The organism is Pseudomonas sp. MF09156 (genome assembly GCF_059862305.1).
This window is the reverse complement of record NZ_JCBCUR010000027.1, coordinates 1-23,377: the sequence shown is the minus strand read 5'-3', so window position 1 is coordinate 23,377 and position 23,377 is coordinate 1. Positions and strand designations below refer to the sequence as shown.

General features: G+C 59.1%; 21 protein-coding genes and 2 pseudogenes. 13 read left to right on the top strand and 10 right to left on the bottom strand.

Features of this window, described 5'->3' with window-relative positions; genetic code table 11:
• Window positions 1-3 precede the first annotated feature (3 nt).
• From AC19YY_RS29475 to AC19YY_RS29435, 9 genes and pseudogenes are all read right to left on the bottom strand, one after another.
• The gene (locus AC19YY_RS29475) at window positions 4-1,437 is read right to left on the bottom strand and encodes a UbiD family decarboxylase (RefSeq protein WP_017737794.1); all 1,434 of its coding nucleotides are present in this window, start codon (window positions 1,435-1,437) and stop codon (window positions 4-6) included.
• Window positions 1,425-1,790, bottom strand: a complete 366-nt coding sequence (locus AC19YY_RS29470) for a hypothetical protein (protein WP_017737795.1) — start codon at window positions 1,788-1,790, stop codon at window positions 1,425-1,427. The genes AC19YY_RS29475 and AC19YY_RS29470 overlap by 13 nt, the downstream gene beginning before the upstream one ends.
• A 194-nt stretch (window positions 1,791-1,984) precedes the next feature.
• The gene (locus AC19YY_RS29465; RefSeq protein WP_052229556.1) at window positions 1,985-2,788 is read right to left on the bottom strand and encodes an enoyl-CoA hydratase/isomerase family protein; all 804 of its coding nucleotides are present in this window, start codon (window positions 2,786-2,788) and stop codon (window positions 1,985-1,987) included.
• Window positions 2,789-2,807: 19 nt separating this feature from the next.
• Complete coding sequence (locus AC19YY_RS29460; protein WP_133077498.1) at window positions 2,808-4,346, bottom strand: AMP-binding protein; 1,539 nt, start codon at window positions 4,344-4,346, stop codon at window positions 2,808-2,810.
• A 5-nt stretch (window positions 4,347-4,351) separates the two neighbouring features.
• Window positions 4,352-4,852: a (2Fe-2S)-binding protein gene (locus tag AC19YY_RS29455; RefSeq protein ID WP_008060977.1), complete on the bottom strand. Its 501-nt coding sequence runs from the start codon at window positions 4,850-4,852 to the stop codon at window positions 4,352-4,354.
• A 2-nt stretch (window positions 4,853-4,854) separates the two neighbouring features.
• Window positions 4,855-5,661, bottom strand: coding sequence for an FAD binding domain-containing protein (locus AC19YY_RS29450; RefSeq protein WP_017737798.1), 807 nt, complete (start codon window positions 5,659-5,661; stop codon window positions 4,855-4,857).
• On the bottom strand, window positions 5,658-8,657 hold the full coding sequence (locus AC19YY_RS29445; protein WP_133077497.1) for a molybdopterin cofactor-binding domain-containing protein: 3,000 nt from the start codon (window positions 8,655-8,657) through the stop codon (window positions 5,658-5,660). The genes AC19YY_RS29450 and AC19YY_RS29445 overlap by 4 nt, the downstream gene beginning before the upstream one ends.
• 169 nt (window positions 8,658-8,826) lie before the next feature.
• A pseudogene (locus AC19YY_RS29440) lies at window positions 8,827-9,551 on the bottom strand (putative bifunctional diguanylate cyclase/phosphodiesterase); the annotation flags it as partial.
• A gap of 251 nt (window positions 9,552-9,802) precedes the next feature.
• Window positions 9,803-10,504, bottom strand: a pseudogene (locus AC19YY_RS29435) (solute carrier family 23 protein); the annotation flags it as partial.
• Here AC19YY_RS29435 and AC19YY_RS29430 point away from each other — a divergent pair.
• The 11 genes from AC19YY_RS29430 (at window position 10,500) to AC19YY_RS29380 (ending at window position 19,712) form a co-directional block, all read left to right on the top strand.
• Entirely contained in the window at window positions 10,500-10,622 is a 123-nt protein-coding gene (locus AC19YY_RS29430; protein ID WP_500605214.1) for a hypothetical protein, read from the top strand. The pseudogene AC19YY_RS29435 and the gene AC19YY_RS29430 sit on opposite strands and share 5 nt — an antisense overlap.
• 405 nt (window positions 10,623-11,027) lie before the next feature.
• The gene (locus AC19YY_RS29425; RefSeq protein ID WP_500605213.1) at window positions 11,028-12,053 is read left to right on the top strand and encodes a LysR family transcriptional regulator; all 1,026 of its coding nucleotides are present in this window, start codon (window positions 11,028-11,030) and stop codon (window positions 12,051-12,053) included.
• Window positions 12,054-12,541: 488 nt separating this feature from the next.
• Entirely contained in the window at window positions 12,542-12,754 is a 213-nt protein-coding gene (locus AC19YY_RS29420) for an AlpA family transcriptional regulator (RefSeq protein WP_028621257.1), read from the top strand.
• A gap of 36 nt (window positions 12,755-12,790) precedes the next feature.
• Window positions 12,791-13,654 carry an AAA family ATPase gene (locus AC19YY_RS29415; RefSeq protein WP_133077495.1) on the top strand — a complete coding sequence of 288 codons (864 nt, stop codon included), beginning with the start codon at window positions 12,791-12,793 and terminating at the stop codon, window positions 13,652-13,654.
• Complete coding sequence (locus AC19YY_RS29410; RefSeq protein ID WP_133077494.1) at window positions 13,638-13,898, top strand: type II toxin-antitoxin system HicA family toxin; 261 nt, start codon at window positions 13,638-13,640, stop codon at window positions 13,896-13,898. The genes AC19YY_RS29415 and AC19YY_RS29410 overlap by 17 nt, the downstream gene beginning before the upstream one ends.
• A complete protein-coding gene (locus tag AC19YY_RS29405) occupies window positions 13,891-15,597 on the top strand; it encodes a ParB family protein (RefSeq protein ID WP_133077493.1) in 1,707 nt (568 codons plus the stop codon). The genes AC19YY_RS29410 and AC19YY_RS29405 overlap by 8 nt, the downstream gene beginning before the upstream one ends.
• Before the next feature lie 11 nt (window positions 15,598-15,608).
• Window positions 15,609-16,169, top strand: a complete 561-nt coding sequence (locus AC19YY_RS29400) for an STY4526/YPO1902 family pathogenicity island replication protein (RefSeq protein WP_133077492.1) — start codon at window positions 15,609-15,611, stop codon at window positions 16,167-16,169.
• Window positions 16,169-17,359: an STY4528 family pathogenicity island replication protein gene (locus AC19YY_RS29395; RefSeq protein WP_133077491.1), complete on the top strand. Its 1,191-nt coding sequence runs from the start codon at window positions 16,169-16,171 to the stop codon at window positions 17,357-17,359. Before AC19YY_RS29400 ends, AC19YY_RS29395 begins: the two co-directional genes overlap by 1 nt.
• A 621-nt stretch (window positions 17,360-17,980) precedes the next feature.
• The gene (locus AC19YY_RS29390) at window positions 17,981-18,808 is read left to right on the top strand and encodes a PFL_4669 family integrating conjugative element protein (protein ID WP_133077490.1); all 828 of its coding nucleotides are present in this window, start codon (window positions 17,981-17,983) and stop codon (window positions 18,806-18,808) included.
• Window positions 18,805-19,320 carry a DUF3158 family protein gene (locus AC19YY_RS29385; protein ID WP_133077489.1) on the top strand — a complete coding sequence of 172 codons (516 nt, stop codon included), beginning with the start codon at window positions 18,805-18,807 and terminating at the stop codon, window positions 19,318-19,320. Before AC19YY_RS29390 ends, AC19YY_RS29385 begins: the two co-directional genes overlap by 4 nt.
• Entirely contained in the window at window positions 19,317-19,712 is a 396-nt protein-coding gene (locus AC19YY_RS29380) for a single-stranded DNA-binding protein (RefSeq protein ID WP_133077488.1), read from the top strand. The genes AC19YY_RS29385 and AC19YY_RS29380 overlap by 4 nt, the downstream gene beginning before the upstream one ends.
• 205 nt (window positions 19,713-19,917) lie before the next feature.
• On the opposite strand, the gene AC19YY_RS29375 is transcribed toward AC19YY_RS29380, so the two are convergent.
• A complete protein-coding gene (locus tag AC19YY_RS29375) occupies window positions 19,918-20,115 on the bottom strand; it encodes a DUF7740 domain-containing protein (RefSeq protein WP_500605212.1) in 198 nt (65 codons plus the stop codon).
• A 496-nt stretch (window positions 20,116-20,611) separates the two neighbouring features.
• Between AC19YY_RS29375 and AC19YY_RS29370 the strand changes: the two genes are divergently transcribed.
• Together AC19YY_RS29370 and AC19YY_RS29365 are read left to right on the top strand one after the other, a co-directional pair.
• Window positions 20,612-22,051 carry a tyrosine-type recombinase/integrase gene (locus AC19YY_RS29370; RefSeq protein WP_020301029.1) on the top strand — a complete coding sequence of 480 codons (1,440 nt, stop codon included), beginning with the start codon at window positions 20,612-20,614 and terminating at the stop codon, window positions 22,049-22,051.
• A gap of 194 nt (window positions 22,052-22,245) precedes the next feature.
• On the top strand, window positions 22,246-22,695 hold the full coding sequence (locus AC19YY_RS29365; RefSeq protein WP_131672185.1) for a hypothetical protein: 450 nt from the start codon (window positions 22,246-22,248) through the stop codon (window positions 22,693-22,695).
• The last annotated feature ends 682 nt before the right edge of the window (window positions 22,696-23,377 follow it).

Genomic DNA, 23,377 nt, shown 5'->3' with positions numbered 1-23,377 from the left:
GGTTCAATCGTGCGTCTGGAGCACGCGTTGCCAGTCTTGCGGCGCCGCGTGCGCTAGCTTGTCGAGTTCGACTTCCTGTTGGCCCGGCACCTGGATTCGTTTGAAGCGCATGGTCGGTGCCGACAGCGGCACCGTGGCGTCATAGCCCATCTTCGAGCCGACACCGTCACGGGTGGACGGGTCGAGTTTCGAGCCCTGGGATTCGTGGATCAGCACCAGGTCGCGGTCGGCCTGGAAACGGGTGGCAATCGCCCACTCGACTTCGGTGGGGTCATGAATGTCCACATCCAGATCCACCACGGTGACATGCTTGATGTCGTAGTGACCGCCCAGCGCGCCGAGGATGACGTTCTTGCCCTCGCCTTCGGAGCGTTTGTCGATCTGCACATAAAGGTGATAACGACACACTCCGCCCTTGCTCAGGTGCACGTCACGCACGCACGGAAAACTGCGGCGCAAGTGCGCGAGCATGGTCGCTTCGCGCGGGATGCCGCCGAGCAGCAAGTGTTCCAGGCCGCCGCCGACGATGGTGTGAAAGATCGGGTTGTGACGATGGGTTACGGCGTCGACTTCGATCACATGTCGCTCGGCGCGTTCGCCGTAGTACTGCGGAAACTCGCCGAACGGCCCTTCCATCTCCCGCGCCTTGGCCAGCAACCGGCCCTCGATGACGATCTCGGCGTCGGCAGGCACGCGAATCTGATGGGTCACGCAGCGCGTTACCGCCAGCGGACGGCCATGCAGAGCGCCGGCGATTTCCAGTTCGTCGTGATCGATCGGCACGATGGCCTGGGACGCCAGCAAGGTCAGCGGATCAGCACCAATTACCACCGCCACGTCCAGATCCTCACCCAGCGCCTCGACTTCCTGAAAGAAGGCCAGCGCATGGCGTGGCAGCAGCAATGCACCCAGTCGATTTGGGCTGCTCACCTGCAAGCGGTGAATCGAAACGTTCTGCACCCCGGTGCGCGGGTTGCGGGTAATCAGCAGGCCAGCGGTGATGTAAGGGCCGCTGTCGTACTCGTTGTGGGTGGGAATTGGTAGCAGTTTGTTCAGGTCGATCTCGCGATGCACCACTTGCTGACAAGCTGCATCGCTGACTTCCCGCCACGGCAGCGGATTGAGGCTGGCCGCCTCGAAACGCGCCAACACTTCAGCGGACTCCACGCCCATCGCCTCGGCCATCCACTGCCGGTCGGACAGCAGGCCGGAAACCACCGCAATCGAGTGGCCGCCAGGCTGGGGAAACAGTGAAGCGCTCTTGCCGTCCAGACGATTAGCAATCGCTGCAACGCCGAAACGCAGGTCCACGCCGGGACGTATCATTGCCAAACGCTGCTGGCGCTGCAAATGGTCGAGCCAGCCACGCAGGCTGGCGCCTGCTGGCAAGTCCCCGGCCATGTCGGCTTCGGGGGTGGAAAGGGTCACAGGCTGCATGGCCTTACCTCGTCATTATTGTTTTGGTGGCATGCCCGGTCACCCGGCGGCGGGTTAAAGAACGGCTGATAGAAGTCCTTGAGCAACAAGGTGGCGATGCCCATGGTTAGCGCGGCCATGGTGCCGAACAGCGCCCCGGCCAGTCCTGCAACGGCGATCCCGGCCATCCATTCGTGCATGTGCCCGAAAAATTGCGCAAAGGCCTGCAACGATGGAATCACCGCCGGGAATTCCTTGCCTCCGGAGGTGAAGTTTTTCGCGCTTTGTGTAGAGCGTCGAACCCAGAAACTGATCAACGCCAAGACCACCCTGTAGGCGGCCACGATGGTTAATACCAGCCAGCTAGAAGCCATAAGTGGAACTCCGATTTTTATATTTATTGGACGGATTTCGGTGCAGCCGATCTCACCCTACGAGCCCCGCAACGGGTTTTCTATTAACGAATATTGATGCGCCCTATCAGTTTCAGTGAAGGGGCGGCAGGCCCTGCTCCATAGGGAGGCACGCCGTTGCCGACATGCTCCCGGGCCTGCTCGCCGGTACGCATTTACTCGCCGGTGAACACTGCCGGACGCTTGCTGTGAAACGCTTCGACGCCTTCCTTGAAGTCCTTGGAGCTGCGCAGGCGGCTGTAGCAGTGACCTTCCATTTCGATCGCGACGGTCAGCGGCGCATCTTCGTTGTCGTTGATCAGTTTTTTCGCCGTGCGCTGAGCCAGCGGCGAGAAGCGCCGCAGTTCATCAGCCAGCGCATCGACGGTGTTTTCCAGTTCGGTATCTGGCACGACCTCGGTAGCAATACCCCAGGCATAGGCCTGGTCGCCCGTAATGCGCTTGGCGCGCATCACCATGTGTTTGGTGCGGGTGATGCCGATGATTTTCTGCAGGCGTGCGGAGCCTCCCGAGCCTGGGATCTGACCCAGGTTCTGCTCCGGCAAGGCGTAGCGCGTGGTTTGCGAAGCAACGCGGAAATCGCAGGCCAGGGACAATTCAAAACCGACGCCGAAGGTGTAACCACGGTTGGCGACGATTACCGGTTTTTCGCAACGTGCCGGTGCCGCAACGTTCCAGGCCAGCTTCGAAACGTGCTCCGGCGAAGCTTCAAGGAAACCCTTGATGTCGCCACCGCTGGAGAAGTGTTCACCCACCGAGCGCAGCACGATGACGCGCACATCTTTGTGTGCATCGAGGGCTTCGAAGACCAGGCGCAGTTGATCGCGCTGCCCCATGGAAATGACGTTCAACGGCGCCCGGTTGAGGATGATGTCAGCGCGCTCGCGGGACACATCGACTTCAACCTGGAAGCCATCGAACTGAGTGTCGAGAAATTGCTGGATCGCTTGTTGTTGCATTGGAGTGTCCTCTGGATGATTAGCTGATGGCCTTCAAGGCCTGTTCCTGAAATTGGGCCAGCAGCACGCGCCGCAGCACCTTGCCAACTGGAGATTTGGGAATCTGATCGATGAACTGGTAACGCCGTGGCCGCTTGAATTTGGCCAGGCCCGAAGCGATGCAATGAGCATCGAGGTCGCATTCCGACACCTCGGCGCGCAGCTTGATAAACGCTGCAATGATCTTGCCCCACTGCTCGTCAGGCAGACCGACCACCACCACTTCTTCCACTGCCGGGTGCAGAGAGAGCATGTTTTCGATTTCCGCCGGGCTGACGTTTTCGCCGCCGGTGATGATCAAGTCATCGACACGACCCGTGACGAACAGATCGCCTTCCATATCGAAGTAGCCGATGTCACCGGTGAAATACCATCCGTCACGCAACGCCTTGGCGTTCGCCTCAGGGCGGTTCAGGTAGCCTTCGAACGCCTCGTCACTCGCCAGGTCGGCGATGATCTGGCCCTCCTCCAATGGGTTGGCCTGCACGTCCACCGTTTCAGCATCGATCGGTACCACGCGCACGCGCTGGTTCATTGCACTGCGCCCTGAGGAGCCGGGTTTGCGACTGGCCTGCTGGTCGATGGTGAAGGTGTAGATTTCCGAGCTGCCGTAATGGTTGACGAACAACTGCGGCTGGAACGCCTGCTCGACGCGACGCATCAAGCCGTCGCTCATCGGCGCGCCGGCAAAGCCGATTTTCTCCACACTGGCTACTCGCTCGCGGGCGAAGGCCGGGTGCTCGATGAGCATGTGGTAGAGCGTCGGTACGAGGTACAGGTTGCTGACCTTTTCCCGCTCGATGGCCTGCAGCGTGGCTTCCACGTCGAACTTCGGCACACAGACGAAATGCCCGTCGATCAGCGCCATGGACAGCAACGAACGCACGCCCATGGTGTGGTAAAGCGGCATGACACCCAGCGTGCACTCGCTCTGGCGGTAGAGGTTTTGCGCTACGTGGGCCACCGCCGCGGCGCGTTCACTACGGTGCCGACGGGGCACGCCCTTGGGCTTGCTGGTGGTTCCGGAGGTGTACAGCAGCAGTGAAAAGTCTTCGGCGTCGGCCTGCAAAATGATGTCGGAGGGGGTCTGCGAACACAGCTCCTCGAAACTCAGGTCGGTGTCGGCGGCACGGATACCGGCGGCGATCCGTGGCAGCCTGGTGGCGGCGCTGCAACCGGCCACCGCGGCCACGGTCGCGTCGTCGTAAGCCAGTGCGCGGATTTGCGCATCTTCGATGCAGTAGCCCAGTTCATCGGCAGTCGAACGCCAGTTCAACGGGGTCATGACCACGCCCGCAAACTGACAGGCCCAATGCAGGGTCGCCATCTGCCAGCGGTTCTGCATCGCTACCAGCAGTCGGTCACCCCGTTGCAGCCCAAGGCGTTGCAAGCCCCGCGCTGCGCTCTGGATATCGACGAACCAGTCTTCATAGGTTTTCTTCAACGCACCGTCACTGACCGCCACGGCGTGCGGTCGGCGTTCAACGGCAGCGAGAAAACTGCGTCCGAGATCGAACATTATTGTTATACCCCTTTGTTCGTTTGGCGCTGGGCAGCGACTTCGAGCACGGCCTGGACGATGCCGGTGTAGCCCGTGCAGCGACATAGATGCCCCGAAAGCATGTCGCGTACCTGGGTCTCGTCCGGGTTGGGTACCCGTTCGAGGAAATCCACGCAGGACATGAGAATGCCCGCAGTGCAAAAGCCGCACTGCAAGGCGTGATGACGGCGAAAGGCTTGTTGCAGGTCGCTCAGTGTGTCGTCGTCGGCCAGGGACTCGACGGTCTCGATACGCCGCTCGTGCCCCTGAACCGCGAGCATCAGGCAGGAACGCATGGCGACCCCGTCCACCAGCACCGTGCAGGCGCCGCAGACACCGTGTTCGCAACCGACATGGACGCCGGTGGCACCGAGGTCGTGGCGCAGGAAGTCGCAGAGTTGGGTCCGCGGTTCGGCCAGCGCTTCGCGGGAGCGGCCATTGAGTTCCAGGCGAATCGGAAAGGTTTGGTCGGCAGTTACACGCATGTTCAGACTCCTTCGATCATCTGATGACCCAGCTCGCGAACCAGTTGGCGGCGATAGGCGGCGCTGGCGTGCACGTCGTCTTGTGCATCGAGCGACCAGGCGGTTTGATTGAGCGCGTCAGGCAGCGCCGCACCCCGTGGCAGGCTGCGACGTTGCGGACGGTCGGCGACCCCGCCGATGCCGAGTTCGACCTGGTCCGTCCCGATGGCCGCGGCCAGGGAGACAATTGCAAAGTCGCCGTGGCGCATGGCGATTTCGCGGAAGCGATAGGTGATGCCTTCGCGCTTGAGCGGAAAACGCACCTCGACGACCAGCTCATCCGCACGCTTGTCGGTGGTGAGAATGCCTTGGAAGAAGTCGGCGGCCTTGACGATGCGCTTGCCTTTTTTGGACTCGAGAACGATCTCGCCGCCCAGTGTCACCAGGCACAGCGGCAACTCGGCGCTGGGGTCGGCGTGAGCCACCGAACCGCAGACAGTACCGCGATTACGCGTCTGGAAGTGGCCGATCCAGGGCATCGCCAGTGCCAATAAAGGCACCTCGTCCATCAGGGTCGAACGCGCCAGCAACTGCGCCTGTCGCACCCCGGCACCTACCGCCAGGCAATCCTTGCGCAGCTCGATATAGGCCAGCTCGGCCACATGATTGATATCGATCAGCAACTTGGGTTGAGCCAGGCGCATGTTCAGCACCGCCATCAGCGATTGGCCACCGGCGATGATGCGAGCCTCCTGGCCATACTCGGCGAGCAACTCAACCACCTGACGACGGGTTTCAGCCCGAACGTAATCGAAAGCAGCCGGTTTCATTGCGCACCCCCCTTGCCAAACAGCGCGCCAAGCGAGGCGCGCAGTCGCGCCCACCAGCCGGTGGAGATGGCTTGGCCGCTGACCCGTTGCGACAGGCGAGTAAAGATTTGTCCGATGATCACTTTCGAGGCCCCTTGCAACATTCGGCCGCCGACCGCGGCGACTTTGCCGCTGACCGCCACCTGGTATTGGTATTCCAGACGCGTGTGGCCATTTTCCAGTTCGACGAAACGCACTTTGGCCTGGCCCTGGGCCGAACCCATCGAGCTGCTGCCGGAACCGGACAGACGCAACGAATGCGGTGGGTCCAGATCACTCAGGGCCACCTTGGCCTCGAAGCGCGCACGGATCATGCCGACGCCGACGGTGACGTCCGCGCGGTATCGGTTTTCGCCTTCAAGCACGAGGTCGTGGCAACCGGGAATGATCGCCGCCAGCGTCTGCGGGTCGAGCAAGGTATCGAAGACCTGTTGCGGCGAAGCAGGAATCACCACCGAGTCGTTGGCCCGCAACGCGGGTCCACCGGCAGGTGCTGCGTCCAGGTCTTCGTCGGGCTCCATACCGGCGGGCCGAGGGGGCTCGTCGATCCCGATGAGCGTGCGTACTTTCGATGGTGTCAGTGGCAGACGGATGTCCGAGCGACCGAGGGCGTCGGCCACCGCGTTGGCGATGCACACCGGCGTGCTCATGTTGTTGCCCTCGCCCACACCCTTGGCGCCCAGCGGGGTGAAGGGCGATGGCGTTTCCATGTGCAGGATCACCGGTTCGATCACTTCCGGTGCGGTTGGCACCAGATAATCGGCGAAGGTCCCGGAGAGGAAGCTGCCGTCCTCACCGTAGGCGAATTCTTCCATCAGCGCCGCGCCGAGGCCTTGGGTGAAGCCACCACGAATCTGGCCGTCGACCAGCGCGGGGTTGAGCAGGCGGCCGGCGTCATGGCAGGTGACGTAGCGATCGATGTGGATCTCGCCGGTCATGCGGTCGATTTCCAGACCACAGATGTCGAAGACAAAGCCGTAGCACAGCGAGCTATTGACCTGGTCCTGGTCGTCCGGGGCCACCAATTGCGGCGGGCTCCAGAACGCGGTTTCGCGCAGACCGCCACTTTCACCTTCCGGTAGCAGGCCCGGCGACCAGTGGGTCGCACCGGCAATCCGATGGAATGGCGCCACCGCCCCGCCATTGACCACAAAAATCTTGCCGCCGGCGAAACGAATATCTTCGGGACTGGCCTGCAATTGCTCGGCGGCAATCGCGGCGAGGCGATCTCGGATCTTCAGCGCCGCCTTGTAGACGGCACCGGCCACAGCGCCGGCGAAGCGGCTGGAATAGTTGCCCGAGGCAATCGACCAGGCGTCTTTCTGAGTGTCCAGTTCGACGTTAACCACGATGGATTCCAGCGCGACCCCAAGCACTTCGGCGACGACCTGAGCGACGGTGGTTTGGTGGCCCTGCCCTTGCGGTGCCGAGGACACGTGCACACTGACGTCACCCAGTGGGCCGACATTGATAGTCGCGGTGGCAACCGCGCCGTTTTTCGGCCCGGCCTTGCGCCGCTCTTCGGGCGTCATCGCGGTGGTGATGTAACCCATGTTGGAAATCGATGGTTCGATGACTGCGGCATAACCGATGCCGTAGATTCGGCCTTCGGCACGCGCCTGATCACGACGTTTGAGCAACTCGTCGAGACCGCCGTCAGCCGCCGCCAAGGCAATGCCGGCCTGGTAATTACCGGAATCGAGCAACGCACCGGCGGCCGCGCGATAAGGGAAGGCATCGGCCGGCACCAGGTTGCGGCGGATCACGTCCAACGGATCAAGCTTCAACTGCACGGCGATGTGTTGCAGCAGCCGCTCCAGGGCGAAATACACCTGCGGGCCACCAAAACCACGGTTCAGGCCGGAAGGGGTTTTGTTGGTCAGCACCACTCGGTTGCGCACTTGCAAATTGCGGATCGCGTAGGCACCCGTCAGGTTGCCGTGCATGCGGTAGAAAGTCGCAGGTTCGGGCGCTCTCAGGTACGCGCCACAATCGTCGATCTGGTCATAGCGCAAAGCGGTGATGCGGCCGTCTGTTTCTACCGCCGCTTCGATTTCGGTCACCCGATTGGTCGCCGAAGAAGCCCCCTGCAAATGTTCCAAACGGTCCTCGACCCACTTCACCGGTGCGCCGACCTTGCGTGACGCCAGGCCCATCATCACCACGTAAGGGAAAACCCCTTGCTTGATGCCAAAGCTGCCGCCGGAATCTTTCGGTGTGCGCAAACGCAAGCGGTTGCCGGGCACATTCAGTGCACGGGCCATGACCGTGTGCAACGCATATGGGCCCTGGAAATTGGCAAGCACATCATAAATGCCGGTGGCGCGCTCGTACTGAGCCAGCACTACATAGCATTCAATGGGTGTGCAGGAACTGCGCGGAAACTTCACTTTGAGCGAGACCTTGTGCGGCGCCTGCTCGAACACCTGCTCCGGCTCGCCATAACGAAAATGCCGTTCGTTGACCACGTTGCTACCGACAGCTTCGTGCAGGATCGGCGCCTGTTCGGCGGTGGCCAGTTCGGGATCGATGATCGGTGGCAGCGGCTCGTATTCAACGCGCACGCCTTCGATGGCGTCCTCGGCCAGATAGCGGCTCTCAGCGATCACCACGGCCACCGGCTCTCCGACGTAGCGCACCTTGTCCACGGCGACGCACCAGTGCTCCATCGGCTGACGCACACCCACGGGGAACGGCAGCGCCCAGCGTTTGACGTCTTCCCCGACCAGCACGCCGTGCACGCCTTTCATCAGCAGCGCTCTGGAAAAGTCCACCGAGGTGATCCGCGCATGAGCGTGGGGTGAACGGATGATCGCCGCATGCAGCGTACCCGGAGGAATTGCAGCGTCATCGGCATAGCAGCCGAGGCCGCGCAACAATGCGGCGTCCTCGACACGGGTCTGACGGGCGCCGATGTAGCCGGTCTGGCTTTCGGTAGCAGGTTGGAAACTAGTCATTTTTTTCGCGGCTCTTGTTGTTATGCAGCGCGATAGCGTTAGAGCCGAGTGTGCGAGAAAGGCGCAGGGAGCGCCTTGCCTGGGGAGAGGGAGTTCTGCGCTGGGGTCTGAAAATTTGCCTTAGCGTCTGATTTTCAGGACTGGGACCAGACAGAATTGCCGGTCAGGGATGGGCCATGGAAATGATGCCTTGGGTGATCGCGGCATCGTGATGATCGGTGGTGATTTCCTGTATTAACAAGCGGTCAATCTTGATCTTGTGGATGGGCAACCGCTTGAGGTAGCTGAGCTGGAGAAACCAGTGCCGAAATCATCGAGCGCAATGCGTACACCCAAGGCCTTGAGTCGGTGCAACGTGTCGATCGCCTGTTCAACGTTATGCAGCAAGAGCGACTCGGTAATCTCCAGCTCCAACTGCCCGGCACTGAGCCCGTGCTTGCTCAGCACTGTCTGGATATACTCAACGAACTGGCGACGCTGGAAATGCATCGGTGAAATGTTCACGGCCATCGACAGGCCCGTAATGCCTTGCTCACCGAGCTGACGCAGTTGTGCGCACGCGGTGTCGAGTACCCAAAGGCTCAGCGGGATGATCTGGCCGCTGTCTTCGGCCACCGGTACAAACACGGCTGGCGAGATATAGCCTTTTTCCGGATGCTCCCAGCGCAGCAGCGCCTCGATCCCGATCACCCGGCCAGTACGCGCTTCTATCTGCGGCTGATAGTGCAGGTTGAACGACTGGCGTTCGATGGCCTTCTGCAGGTCGTTGCGCAGGCTCATCCGCTCGCAAACGCGCTGGTTAAGATCGCTGGTGCACCACTGAAAATTGTTGCGCCCTGCTTGCTTGGCTTTGTACATGGCCATGCCAGCCTGCTGGATCAGCTGCATCGGCTGCATCGGCTGCGACTTTGCGCCCCTAGGCCTGCTCGCGACGTCAGCTGCACACAACGCTTGCTCAATTGATGACCAGCTGTTGCAAACCATGTATTCCGCATGCCTGGGTCATTACGCCTCTCGCGATTGGTACCCCGCACCTTGCGGTGCCTCGTTACATTGTCAAAGGCGCTCTTGATTCAGCCTTCTAGATTCACCCGGTGACACGGGTGGTTCCCTCCAAGTGGGAACAACTTCTGTAAGCGACTTCAGTGATCGTAAAGACTCGGCGCAGCGATGGGAATCATGCCGAAACCAATGGAGGTGGCGACGAAGATCAGGTTGATGTTGTTGCGGTAATCCACCTTGGACAGGGTGCGAATACCACTCGCCGCCACCGTGCCAAACAACACGATACCCGCCCCGCCGAGCGCCGAGGTCGGCACTGCGGCAATCACCCGGCCCATGAACGGCAGCTGCCCGAGAATCACCAGGAACAGCCCACTCGTGGCCACCACAAAACGACTCTTAACTCCGGTGACCGCCACCAGGCCCACGTTTTGGGCGAAGGCGCTCTGGGTGAACGAACCGAAGATCGACGCAAACATGCTCGACAGCATGTCGGCCCGCAAGCCGTTGCCCAGGCGCTTGGAATCCACCTTGGTGTTGATGATTTCACCCTCGGCAAGGATGTCGGCCGAGGTTTCCACCAGGGTCACCATGACCACTATGCACATGGAAATGATCGCGGCGATGTGAAAGGTCGGCATGCCGAAATGGAACGGCGTCGGGAAGCCAAACATCGGCCCCTGGGTGACGGTGGAAAAATCCGCCATGCCGAGGAACACCGCAATCAGCGTACCGATGACCATCGCCAGCAAAATCGACAGGCGCGAGATAGTGGAGCTGCCGATTTTGCTCAGCAGCAACACCAGCACCAAGGTGATCGCCGCCAGGCCGATGTTGGACATGGCCCTGCGTCTGCGCAATGTCTTCGACAAGGACTATTACGCATCAGCGCATGGCTCGGTGGATCTGATCACGCCCGGCGCACCACGGACGCTGGAACTAAGCACAAACTACCGCTTTTGAGTGCTGACCACTGTATGAGCGGGCGGGATTTCGCACACAATGAAAGAAATGTAGGTGGGAAAAATGATGGTCTGGCGCTCCAAAGCCCTCGCATAAATCATCGCTCGGGCGAGTCATCAGGAAGGGTGGTGAATACAACAGACCGCTCGTTACTTCAACAAAACGGTCTCTCGGCAGTGCATGTGCTGCGCCCCATGACATGGAAGGGCCCTCACCTTCAGACCTCTCAGCTCCGCTGCTCGTAATGCAACATCACGGCGATTGCCAGCAGCGATCTGCGCACGGCATTGTACCAACGCAAGGGCTGCGGCCCGCCCCACCGATCGAGCACCTGTGGCAACTGCAGGTCACGCGGCGCCGGTAGATCAACACTTCAGGAAGCAGTCACAGGATTACGACCTGTGCATGTCAACTTCGGCTGCGTCAAAACTTGTGGATTGCATCACACAGCGGTTCACCGAAACCAATACCTGCGCTAATAACAGTGCACTGCCCGCTGTCAAAGAGCATGTCAACAACCAAAAAGGAAGATACACCATGAGGATACGTCACCTGCGCTATTTCCTTATCGTCGCTGAAGAACAAAGCTTTGCTCGTGCGGCGGCCAGAGTTCACATCGAACCTTCCCCGTTGTCCAGAGCCATAAGAGATCTTGAGTCCTATCTCGGTGTCCGACTGCTCCATCGCACCAAGGGGCGTATACAGCTGACTTGGCCAGGGGAGATTTTCCGTGAAGAGGCTCGCCGCGTACTTGCATTCATGGATATAGCCCAGACACGAGTGCAATCGGCCTCCCAGGGCTATCGCGGCAGGGTACGTATCGCCATCGCCGATAGCCTGGCTCAGCCTCGGCTGACACAGCTACTGGCTCGATGCCGTGAGGAGGAACCTGCCACCGAGATTCGGATCGTTGAAATGACCGTCAACGAGATGCACAAAGCTCTCCTACACGACGAGATAGATGCGGGTTTCACTGTAGACAGCACAGTAGCCACCAATGGCTTCACAAAGTTAAGGGTTTGGGCCGAACGCCCTGCTATTGCCATTCCTACTCACCATCCGCTGCTTTCCCTGGATAAAGTGCCTCTTGGGGAAGCACTCCGGTACCCCCTGATTCTTTGCCATCCTGAACGTTGCGCCGGAGGACGCAATGTCATTAATCATTGGTTTGAGGACAACTCTCTGCCCTCTCCCAACATTGCTGAACATGTTTCTGGTCATGAGCCCATGATGATGCTGGTGGCCGCTGGCTATGGCATTGGAATAGGGTTGGAATCGCAGCTTTCCATTTACAACCACCCTGACGTAATTGTTCGGCCGGTTATCGACGATATCCCCGACACGGCAACATTCATCGTTGTACCGGAGAGGCCAATTTCAGCAGAACTGGAGCGCTTCATTAAAAGAGCGCAACAAATCGGGGAAGCATGACCGATGCGTGAGCAAGAATGATCACCCCATCCTCAGTTCTGGACTCTCACATTAAGTTCCATACATTTTTGTCTGGAGCACGACCCAAATATCCCCTTCATCGTCGCGAGATAAAGGGGATAGCCTTTGAATTCAGTTGGTGTGCACCGGCTCATGCACAAGCGCGCTAGCTTGTAGCGCTTGTCAATCGCAACCTACCGTTACTGACGGACATTTTTTGTCGCCCGCATGACAAAAAATGCCGCGCTCACTCGCGCATAGATTAAACAGCGAGCGTCCGCCAGACGGACTATTTATCAAGACGCCGAACCTTTTAACAGTGTCAGTTCCACGGATAGAGTTGGCCGCAATGCTTTGCCTCGCAGCCGAATGACGGAACATCAATACGGTGGTCAGTACCGTCCTATTGTTTGAAGTGCTTCAGGGGTGGCAGCGATTCAATACGGGTCAACCCGAGAAGTGCCACTGAGCATTAAGGAGTGACCGCTATGTCTGAACAGAACCCTGCTCCGGCCCCGGAGCGACGCATCCTTCGCCGCCCGGAAGTTGAGGCCAAGACAGGCTTCAAGCGCGCCTATCTTTACAGCCTCATGAAGGCGGGCCAATTCCCCAAAGCCATAAAACTTGGCATCCGCGCCGTTGGCTGGGACTCCGCAGAGATCGACCAGTGGATCACTGACCGTCTTAAAGAACGCGTCTGACTTAGCTCCCCATTCCTTGCCGAAGAGGAGCAAGCCATGCAGGTAATTTCTGTTATCTCGACCAAAGGCGGCGTAGGCAAAACCACGGTCGCCGCCAACCTTGGCGGTTTCATTGCTGATGCCGGCCTGAGGGTCCTGCTGCTCGACCTGGACATGCAGCCCACATTGTCCTCGTACTACGAGCTTACCCATCGCGCGCCGTGCGGGATCTATGAGCTGCTGGCATGCAACGAACGCGACATTGCGCGACTGGTCTCACGCACGGTCATTGGCGGCCTGGATGTCATTTTGTCCAATGACCAGCATCGGCAACTGAATACCCTGTTGCTGCACGCACCGGACGGACGCCTTCGACTGCGTCATCTACTGCCAGTGTTCCAACCCCATTACGATCTGGTGCTACTCGATACTCAAGGCGCTCGCAGTGTGCTGCTGGAGATGGCCGTGCTTGCCTCCGAGCAGGCGGTCTCGCCGGTAACACCCGAGATCCTCGCTGCGCGTGAAATGCGCCGGGGGACTTTACAACTGATCGAAGACATCGCTCCCTATAAGCATCTGGGCATTAACCCGCCACACCTTCATCTCCTGCTCAACCGCGTACCCGCAGTGTCAGCCAATGCAAAGCTGATCCAGCAGACACTGCGTTTGATCTTCCGAGAGCAGGAAGGGGTTCACGTCCTGCGTACCGAAATCCCCGCAATAGAGGCATTTCCTCGAGCGGCAACGCGTGGTTTGCCGGTCCATCGGGTTGAGCACCGACGGCCCACTGGCCGAGTCGCTGCAGCCGCACTAGACATTGTGCGCGGGTTGGCCAACGAACTGTGTCCGCAATGGCAGGAACAGTTCACCCGGGTCACCGGGAAGTTTGAGGGGAGACACTCTCATGTCAAACGCCCATGAACTGGTCCGTGGCCACAAGCGACTGCTTCCGCTGATTGAACATGCCCTGAGCGAGGGTTGGAATGTCTCCCGGACACCTGGCGGGCACCTCAAATTCGTCAAGCCGGGCTTACCACCGATTTATACCAGCGCGACAGCCAGCGATCACCGGGCAGAACGCAATGCACGCGCCATGCTGCGTCGCGCACAACGACACGCCGCGGTGGTCGAGCACCCCGATCAAGAGGGAGCCGACTATGACTGATGTCTCCCCGCAAGAGATGGCCAACAAGCTGATGAGCGACGGTTTTGGACGCTCTGGCCCTGTTGCAAATGCCCTGACAGATCCGATCGCTGATACTTCAATGGTGGTGACGCTGGATCAGTTGCGCCCCTACGAGCTCGACCCGCGGCTGACGCGAAACCCGCTGTACGAGGAAATCAAAGCGTCCATCCGCCAGCGTGGGCTGGATGCCCCGCCGCCTATCACCCGGCGCCCCGGTGCCGATCACTACATCATTCGTAACGGTGGGAACACCCGCCTGGCGATACTGCGCGATCTGTGGAGTGAGAGCAAGGACGAGCGATTCTTCCGTATCGGCTGCCTGTTTCGGCCATGGCCGGAGCGCGGTGAGATCGTCGCCCTGACGGGACATCTGGCAGAAAACGAACTTCACGGTGGCCTGTCGTTTATCGAACGAGCTCTGGGTGTCGAAAAAGTCCGTGAGCTCTATGAGCAAGAGGATGGTAAATCGCTGTCACAGTCAGAGCTTGCCCGACGTCTCAGGGCTGACGGCTACCCCGTGCCTCAGCCCCACATCAGCCGCATGCAGGAGGCCATCCAGTTCCTGCTGCCAGCGATACCGAACGTGCTCTATGCCGGTCTGGGACGCCCCCAGGTCGAGCAACTGACCAGCCTGCGTAGAGCCGGTTCTAGGATCTGGGATGCGCGCGTGACCACGAACAGTCTAAGCATTGATTTTGCAACGCTGTTCCAGGAGGTTCTGATGGTGCTCGACACACCAGGGAGCTTTGCGGCGCAGCGGGTGCAGGATGAGCTGATCGGCCAGATGTCCGACTTACTCGGAGTGGACTATGACACGCTGATGTTCGAAATCACCGATTCCGAAAAGCGCTGGCAGTTGCTTACTAGTGAACCGAACACACCGCCAGGTCCGGAGACCACAGGGTCGGTCTCCACGACCAAGCCAACATCTCCATCCGTAGTCGCACCGCCCACGTCATCATCCACACCGCGGGTAACAGAGGCACCCAGGATACCGGCAAGCGATACCCTTTCGATTCAAGAGGGGCCTGCGACACATCCTCCGGCCGACGTGAATGACGATCAATATGCTAAGGACGATCACTCGGCTTTACTTCAGGAGCATATCGTCTCACCTGCCGCGACCACCGAGCGCCTACAGTCGATCCAACGATTGGTGACCGACCATGTCGGCGAGACGCCACCTGATTTCGAAACCAGCGTGCTGCAGGCCATCCCTGTTCAGGCAGGCGGTCTCTACCCCATCTCGGATGTCTGGTACATCGATCCCGGCCTCGATACGCCGGATCGGCTGCGCGTCCACATCGCTCAGTTCGCGCGTGAGATCGCCAACGATGCGGGTCTGGAAGAGACCATTGTCGCCTGCGACGAGGGCATCGGCTTCACATGCGCGGGAATATCTGCCGATGCGAACACGCACTTAAATCTCCGTGGTGCATTACTGCTGCTGCATAGCCTGAGCATTCCCTATCAGCCGGATCGGACTCCGCCTTTACGGATGCCCGGGGATTTTGGCGCTCTTCTGCTGGGGCTGGAACACATCCCTTCATCACAACATACCGCTAGATTGAGCGATACGAGCCTGGTGAAGCTTTTCCGCTTGGTGCGACTCGCTCGGCGACTGCTGGACATCGAGGCGGCCATCACTGATGGCGATGCCGCCCTGAACGGATCATGAGGGCGCCGACCATGCCCGAACCGCATCCGCTCAATCAGGCCGTCATCGCGCAAGCGCTCCATGATTTACGCAATGGCCAGTTGCGCCGGGCCAAGTCCATGGGATTTGACGATGCGGCGCTGGATGCACTCAAGCATCCGGCCATGGCCAGCCTCTTGGCCAACGCCACCGTCTCTTGGTGTTCCGTGAGCGTGAACCCGGAAGTGCTGCGACGCCTTCTGAGCCAGGTAGACAATCTCTCACGGGAAATCGAGGAGATCGACCGGTTCCTGCGACTGGGCGCGAGCACAGAACTCATCAGCAAATTTTATGGCCTGAACCATCAGGAAATCGCCCTCAGGCGCGACGTCATCGGGCTACCGAAACGCAAGGGCCGGCATCCGGTTCTGACAGAGGATCAGGATTCCGATCTCTGGCATCGCTGGTCTGGAACCGTAAAAGAGCGTGGCACTGCGCTGACCGACGACATGGCAATGCTTGCAATTACAGCCGATCTTGCGGAGTCTACGGGCCTGCCCATCTCAGTCATTTGGAGCGCTATCCGAGGGTGGATTGATGAAGGGCTGACCTGATGGGCAGTCCACGCCATTCACGCGGTCCCGTATCGCTGGGGGAGTTGTTTGACGAGGCGCTGCAGCACATGCAGCCTCCCCCGACCATGGCACCGGCACCACCAGTTCCGTCTGATGGATTCATCTTCAGTGGCAATCGTCATGACAGCGTGCCACGTGCGTTGTTGCTGGACAATCGACTGACCCCGCTTGAACGAAACGCCTGGCAAGTCTTCCGTCTGCTGCTCAATGATGACGGGGTCACGGCCTTTCCCACTTATGACCAGCTCGCTCCCTGGCTGGCCTCAATGCCGTGTACGGCGCGCGCATCCCATGAAACTGTCGCTCGCGCGCTGACGCTGCTAAGGCTGACGCGCTGGATCAGCCTGGTGCGTCGCAGGCGTGACCCGAAGACCGGACGGATATTGGGTAACCTCTATGTGTTGCACGATGAGCCCCTGACGCCCTATGAAGCCATCCAGCTTGACGCCGATTACCTGAGGTTGGTCAGCCAGTCCTTGGCCCACGCTAGCAAGTCCATCCAGCGCGTCGGTGTGAATGTGCCGAAAGAGATGACTGAAGATCCGTTGCTCAAGGGCCAACTGCTTCCCACCCGGTTGCAGGTATTGTCGCAGCGCTTGGCCACGCAGGGCTGGGTTCAGACGGCGACTTATCCACAGCCTGAGGATGCCCACAACTCCGAAGAAGGGCCAGACAGCCTTCTTCGGAATCAGCCGCGTCCGACTTCGGAATCCGAAGCAGGCGAAAAGCCCAGTAAATCCGGCTCACTTCGGAATCCGAAGACCGATAGTACTGTACGTAAAGAAAAACAAATAAAAGAAGTACGTACTGTACCGCGCACGCACGAGTTGGGAATGCTTCGACTCCCCGAGCGCTTCCTGGCACTCAAAGCAGAGCAGCAATCAGGCGCGCTCGCCGCCCTACAGCCCGTGGATACGCAGTTGCACCAGGCCATCCTCGACGAATGGAATGTCCGCTGCCAAGCCAGCACGGTACGCAATCCCGCGGGGTACTTGTTCGGCATCATCCAGAAAGCCATGCGTGGCGAGTTCCGCGCCTGGGCTGGACAGAAGACACCCAGCGTCACGACAGCACCAGAGTCGCCCCCCCCGAAATCACCGCCACCTGCGGACCCCGCCGTGGCACAGGAACATATCGCCCGTCTGCGGGCACTGATGCGCCTGCCTTGAACGCAGCCGTCGCAAATTTTCTAGATGACGAGCATGCCATGGCTCGATCTGTCCATGCACTGCGGCGGCCTGCGCGTGCGTCCACCGAGTGCCAGGGTCGCCTATACCACTGGTATAGCTGAACACACTGCCTTCCCTGCAACGCATTACCTCCAGTCCCGCCGTCGTTCGCAGGAAGAGTCCACCGAAAGCCACTGTCGCCTATACCACTGGTATAGATGAACACACTGCCTTCCCTGTAACGCATCATCTCCTGCTCCGGGTCATCGGCATGGAGGAGTCCACCGAAGGCCACCGTCGCCTATACCACTGGTATAGTTGAACAGACTGCCTTCCCTGCAACGCATCACCTCCTGCTCCGGGTCATCGGCATGGAGGAGTCCACCGAAGGCCATGGTCGCCTATACCACTGGTATAGATGAACACACTGCCTTCCGGCAACGGTGGCGGGTAACGGACGCAGAATGCCTCACGCCCCCATCTCATCCGCGGGGAGGTGCAAGATTCCACTGCGGCAGTGCGAATTCACAAACAGGCATTCATGCGGTGCGGTTTGATGACTGACACCCTTCCGGTCAATGCCGATGCTGGCGACTCGTTTCCTCACCGAGAGTCGTCACGATGGCCACCGAACCCGAATCTTCCCTGCAGTTGAACCTTGGGTCACTGCGCAGCGCCATGTCGCTGACGCTGCATACCCATCATGCATCTCGCATCTGGCATGGACGCGCCCCCTCCGAGGACAAGTCGGGCATTGTCGGGCTCAACGGCTTTGTCGCCATCATGACCAAGCTCAAGCGCGGCGCCGAGCAGGATGATCCCTACTCCGACTGGTGGATGCTGCGCATTGAGGACAAGCTCAGCACCACAAAAGAACAGCTTCAGGCCTTACGCGAACAAGTCGACCAGGCACTGGCCGATGTACCGACGGCACTCAGTCTGGGCGAGAACCTCAACGTCCAGCCGGTGAAGCTGCCGCTGTTCGTGGCCTCGCAACTCGGCTTCATGGCGGTCTATCTGCTGGCCGACTACGACGACCTGGCCCGGCGTCTGATCCTGGCGCATCACATCGCCCTGATCGACCGCAGCACCCTGGAACGCTGGCTCAATGAAGGCGCACATGCGCTGCGCAGCCTTTTCAGCCTGGCGCAGCAGTACCGCTACTCCGGCACCCAGCGCGACGACTTCGCTGCCAACAATGCCGCGGCGCGTGCCGCCCTGGAGAAATACGGCGAACTGCCGCAGGACGTGCTCGAAGGCACACGCCGCTCACGCTTTGCGCCACCGCTCATCCGTCGCGCCCCTTTGGCATCGGCGCCAACCCGGTCAACAACCTCCGACGTTGCGCCAGCCGGTGAACCCGAAGCGGCTGAGCCAGCCGTATCTGCCGGAGGGCCTCTGGACGACGACTCTTCCCTGTCGTTGGACGGCGAGGACCACCCAGCATGACCTCACCCAACCGCTTCTTGGCACTGGAACAGGCGGACTTCCAGAGGCTGGAACAGGCTGCCTACCTAAAAGGCCTTTTAAAGCCTTTTAAAGGTAATGGGGAGCTTGCGACCTGGGCCAGCCAGTGCCAAGCGCTGCGGGACGATCTAATCGGACTGGCGCAGCGCAAGGTGCTGTCGCAGGCCCGCAGCCACCCCTTCAACCTGCTTGCCGTGCAACTGGCCCAGCAAACCACTGGCGCAGGCACGACCTTTCTGCGCTGGCGCAACCTTGATCGCTCGCGCATGGGTACTGCGCTGTGGGAGGAGCTGCTTGCCAGCCCCGGCATACCGACATCGCTGATCGACGACCTCTACGCCATCGAGGTGCAGCGCATCGTGCTGAACATGCAGATCAGCCTCACTCACAGCATCGTCCGCCAAACCTCGGAGTGCGCCAGCAAGTTGGTCCATGCCGAGGAGGCTTACCAGCGGCGTGTCCACGCCACCAACCCCAAGGAGTCACACTCATGAGCACGCATTTCTACGGCGAGGGCAACATCGGTTCGGCGCCAGAGTTCCGCGAGTTTCCGAACGGCAACAATGAGCCGCGCAGGCTGCTGCGCCTGAATGTCTACTTTGACAACCCTATTCCGACAAAGGACGGTTTTGAGGACCGTGGGGGATTCTGGGCGCCGGTCGAAATCTGGCATCGCGACGCCGAACGCTGGGCAACACTGTACCAGAAGGGCATGCGCGTATTGGTCGAAGGTCGGGCGGTGAAAGACGATTGGGAGGATGCGGACGAAAACGAGCGTGTGACCTTCAAGATCGAAGCGCGCCGCGCCGGGATCCTGCCGTATCGCCTTGAGTCTGTCGTGCTCGGGGCCAAGCCCGCTGCAGCGGAGCCAGCCGAGAACGAGTGATCATTCCCGCCCTGCGTGCACCTTTCCTGCTGAGCGATTGCGCCAACCACCAGTCGCTCACCGGGCAACAGCCAGCGTCCATGGAGTTCCACTGAGATCCACACACAGTTCGCGGCACATGGAGAAGCTCCCGGAAAACCAATCTACGGCCTCCATTCACGGCCCCATGGCTTCCGACTCTTGCTGACTCTCCTCGCTTGCCACATCAGTCCAGATTCGCCGCGATATGGAATACAAGCTTGAGCGGTTCCTTACTGTCGACGATCTGGTACATCACATCCCGTTTGCTTCTGGGCAACGTTTTCGCACAACGCTTCGCCGTATCACGCACGGCTGCATCGGTGCCGTGAATAGTCGCCGCCAACAGCAGCACCAGGTATGCATCGGTCAGCGTCTTCGCCATCACAATCTCATTGCAGGTCATTTTTGAACTGACGCTCATCCGGTTGCATAGCGTCCTACCTATCTCGGAATCATGTCAAGTTGTTCCACTGACGTCCACCGTGGTCGCTGTCAGCGATGCGTGACAATACGGTCGCGGCTCTGACGTACGACCTGCTCGACTCTTCTGAAAACACCCTTTCATAGCGCAAACGTCGACCGGTCACGCCCACTCCCGCTGAATACGGCGCAACAGGGGTTCGGTTTGGCTTTCGACATGCATGGTGATCGCAGGCATCAATGATCGCGTGTCCACCCTCCCCCAGGGACGGCGCATTTATCCCAGTTCTGACCTGAAGTCATGAGGAGGCCCCATGCGTTTGCCCTTCGAGCTCGATCCGCAGATCATCCACCACATCATTTACAGCCAGGCGGGTTCCATCGGCAAAGCCATCATCGAGTTGCTGTAGAACTCGACCCTGTGAGGCTAAACCCAATGGATACAGGGGTTTCAGCCGATGACCGTCAACCACCACTCCCCAAGTGGGACAAACCTGTTACAAACTGCGCTCGCCAAGCCGTACCACTATCGCCGGTCTGGTCGCTATTACCTTCGCCTTCGCCCTCAAGGAACCGTTAAGGGCTTCTTCACGCTGTCACTTAGGACTACCGACAAGGCCACCGCAATGACCATCTCCGACGACATTCTTTCGACTCTCAAGGCTTACCACTTGGACAACCCTGAGGCGTCATGGGACGAACTCCGTGAGCGCTTGATTGAGTTCGCTGAGTACAACCTGACGATGGCACACGGTGACAGCTCACTGGTCGCTTACGAGATGATCAACGATGAGCATCACTTGGCGTTGCGTAAGGCATCCGCAAAGTTGCCCCTGAGCATCAATCAGCAACGGGCAGTGAGTAAGGCCCTTGAGATCCTTGAGGCTTCGCAGGAGCGTATGCGGGGCCGGTCGGGGAAACTGGTCGAGATCGTGAAGGACCTCAATGGCGAATCTTGTGGCACGTCTGTGGCCCTCTCCCTGCCCTTATCTGTAAGTGCTCTTTCAGGTCTGACATTCAAGGACCTCTCCGCGCTCTACATGGCGGAACGCAAAGACAGCATTCAGGTCAGCACCATGCGGGACGTGAAGTCATCGTGTGAGGCTATCGGCACGATCCTTGGCGACTTGGACATGAAGACCCACACACGGGAGGACATGAAGAACCTTCGGAACAAGCTCCTTGAGGACCGTAAGCCTTCGACGGTTAAGAAGCTGCTGACCCGGCTATCGACGGTCATGGATTGGGCTGTGAATAACGGCTACCTCGACAAGAGTTTTGATAAGGGTCTGAAGCCAACGAAAGGCGCTGACAGTTCCCGTGAGGCGTTCTCTCAGGATCAGGTAAAGGCCCTAATGGCTCACGCTAAGTCCCTTCCTGTGGACGCATGGCAGCGCTGGGCGTTGTCCCTTGGGGTGATCACTGGGACCCGTATTGAGGAGCTTAGGCAGTTGACCAAGGCTGACGTTAAACAGGTCAGCGGCGTGTGGGTCATCGACATTAATAGGAACGATGGCAAGACGGTCAAGACCAAGAATGCTCTCCGTGTTGTGCCTCTGACTGATGGCGCTTATGGTTTTGATCTTCAGGCGTTCCTTGAGTTTGTCAGGAAGGCCGACTCTCGGCTGTTCACCTTGGGAGCTGGTCAGTTCTCGAACGTGCTTAATGGGGCGCTACGGGATGTCTTGAGCTTGAAAGCTGATCGGACCCAGACCTTCCACTCGTTGCGTCACTCTCTGGCCGGTGCCCTGAAGGCCGCTGAGGTGCCTGTGGGGACCGCTGAGTCCATCTTGGGGCACGCCTCGGGGTCGATCAGTTATGACCTGTACGGGGCTGGGAGTGCGGTTGAGGTAAAACGAATGGCCGAAGCTCTGATTGAGGCATTATCAGAAGGCTGATTCGAGGGTCGCTGGCGTTCGATCTGTACGGAGGCAATGCGAGCGCCTCAATGGTGCTTATGGTGTGCGGGCTTCAGGAGATTCGCTGGGTATGTGGTAGCCTTCAGCCATTACGGGTTGAAAGGAATCCATTGCAAATGGGCCTAATGAGTTTTTTTAAGAGGCGGAGCGAGCCAGCGCCGAAGGTTTACCCTGTGAGTAGTCCAGCGGTGACAGACCTTGTAGCTGATGTGTGCTCGGCGCTCAAGGCGCAGTACCAGTTACTCTGCGGTGGTGAAGATAGAGGAAATCCTCCATTAGTTCACTGGACCAACGACGGAAAACCGATTATTGATCTTTGGCTGATGGGCTATATAAGTGGTTTTTATGATGCAGCCAGTCAAAGTCGAGGCTGTCCATTCGAGCTTAATGCGCTGGAGCTTATTTTTTGCGTGTTCTATGGTGAAGAAGATGCAAGCGCGGCGGTGGCGCAATATCACGTAGTGCGCATGGCACTTAAGTCAGATTCGGAAGCGGCGAAGCTCTTCGGCTTTGATGAGTTCGAGGAAGGTATGCTTTCTGGAGGTAACGAGCTATTCGAGTGGCTGAGCAAAAAAATTCAGTGTCCGCTAAAAGTTTACAAACGGTATAGCGGGATGGCTTAGATTTAGTTTGTGCTCTGAGCGCTATTCCTTATCGGTACCACGGTCCGAAGCGATTTGGAGCTGGGTGAAGCAGCAGGTGAGTCCGTCGATCAGCGAACTGCGTCTTACAGGGCGGAGTGGTCGGAGACAGCGTAGCCAGTTGTAGCGTGTGGCTTAACTAACAAGTTGGCAGCACGTTCGACGAAGATTTAAAAACCCTCACCCAAAGAGGGACAGGCTAAATCAGCGTTGCTTTCCTTTCAAGATGCCGCAAGGTCACCTCAAGGTGGCCCTCTGCGGGCAAGGCGTGTACGTCCAGTGACCACCGCTACCTCTTTCAGGTAGCCCAATATCCAAGACGTCATGACCACCAAGCGCAGCCCTAACGGGATCTGCGGGACCAGCATCAGGTCCGCTGTAGCGATTCTGTCTGCGCGCTTCGTGTGAATAGACCCTTGATAGGTTTGGGCCTCCTATCTCTGATCGCACAGTATAAAGGGGCCTTTTAACTTAAAGATCTCTACAAGATGACTCTAAGATTAAGTTTTATTGGTTTAGTTCTATAAATAATAAAACTGAATCGCCCCTAGTTTCGTAGACACCTCCAAGCCTTAAAATGAGGCCCATTAGGAGGTGCCATGAGCAACCAGCGTTATCCCGAAGAATTCAAAATCCAGGCGGTCAAGCAAGTGACCGAAAAGCA

Coding starts and splice junctions, on each gene's coding strand:
- AC19YY_RS29395 (WP_133077491.1), top strand. CDS start 16,169: ATGGGCAGTCCACGCCATTCACGCGGTCCCGTATCGCTGGGGGAGTTG.
- AC19YY_RS29445 (WP_133077497.1), bottom strand. CDS start 8,657: ATGACTAGTTTCCAACCTGCTACCGAAAGCCAGACCGGCTACATCGGC.
- AC19YY_RS29470 (WP_017737795.1), bottom strand. CDS start 1,790: ATGGCTTCTAGCTGGCTGGTATTAACCATCGTGGCCGCCTACAGGGTG.
- AC19YY_RS29465 (WP_052229556.1), bottom strand. CDS start 2,788: ATGCAACAACAAGCGATCCAGCAATTTCTCGACACTCAGTTCGATGGC.
- AC19YY_RS29460 (WP_133077498.1), bottom strand. CDS start 4,346: ATGTTCGATCTCGGACGCAGTTTTCTCGCTGCCGTTGAACGCCGACCG.
- AC19YY_RS29455 (WP_008060977.1), bottom strand. CDS start 4,852: ATGCGTGTAACTGCCGACCAAACCTTTCCGATTCGCCTGGAACTCAAT.
- AC19YY_RS29400 (WP_133077492.1), top strand. CDS start 15,609: ATGCCCGAACCGCATCCGCTCAATCAGGCCGTCATCGCGCAAGCGCTC.
- AC19YY_RS29450 (WP_017737798.1), bottom strand. CDS start 5,661: ATGAAACCGGCTGCTTTCGATTACGTTCGGGCTGAAACCCGTCGTCAG.
- AC19YY_RS29420 (WP_028621257.1), top strand. CDS start 12,542: ATGTCTGAACAGAACCCTGCTCCGGCCCCGGAGCGACGCATCCTTCGC.
- AC19YY_RS29475 (WP_017737794.1), bottom strand. CDS start 1,437: ATGCAGCCTGTGACCCTTTCCACCCCCGAAGCCGACATGGCCGGGGAC.
- AC19YY_RS29430 (WP_500605214.1), top strand. CDS start 10,500: ATGGCCCTGCGTCTGCGCAATGTCTTCGACAAGGACTATTACGCATCA.
- AC19YY_RS29370 (WP_020301029.1), top strand. CDS start 20,612: ATGACCGTCAACCACCACTCCCCAAGTGGGACAAACCTGTTACAAACT.
- AC19YY_RS29375 (WP_500605212.1), bottom strand. CDS start 20,115: ATGGCGAAGACGCTGACCGATGCATACCTGGTGCTGCTGTTGGCGGCG.
- AC19YY_RS29425 (WP_500605213.1), top strand. CDS start 11,028: ATGTCAACTTCGGCTGCGTCAAAACTTGTGGATTGCATCACACAGCGG.
- AC19YY_RS29380 (WP_133077488.1), top strand. CDS start 19,317: ATGAGCACGCATTTCTACGGCGAGGGCAACATCGGTTCGGCGCCAGAG.
- AC19YY_RS29410 (WP_133077494.1), top strand. CDS start 13,638: ATGTCAAACGCCCATGAACTGGTCCGTGGCCACAAGCGACTGCTTCCG.
- AC19YY_RS29390 (WP_133077490.1), top strand. CDS start 17,981: ATGGCCACCGAACCCGAATCTTCCCTGCAGTTGAACCTTGGGTCACTG.
- AC19YY_RS29415 (WP_133077495.1), top strand. CDS start 12,791: ATGCAGGTAATTTCTGTTATCTCGACCAAAGGCGGCGTAGGCAAAACC.
- AC19YY_RS29405 (WP_133077493.1), top strand. CDS start 13,891: ATGACTGATGTCTCCCCGCAAGAGATGGCCAACAAGCTGATGAGCGAC.
- AC19YY_RS29385 (WP_133077489.1), top strand. CDS start 18,805: ATGACCTCACCCAACCGCTTCTTGGCACTGGAACAGGCGGACTTCCAG.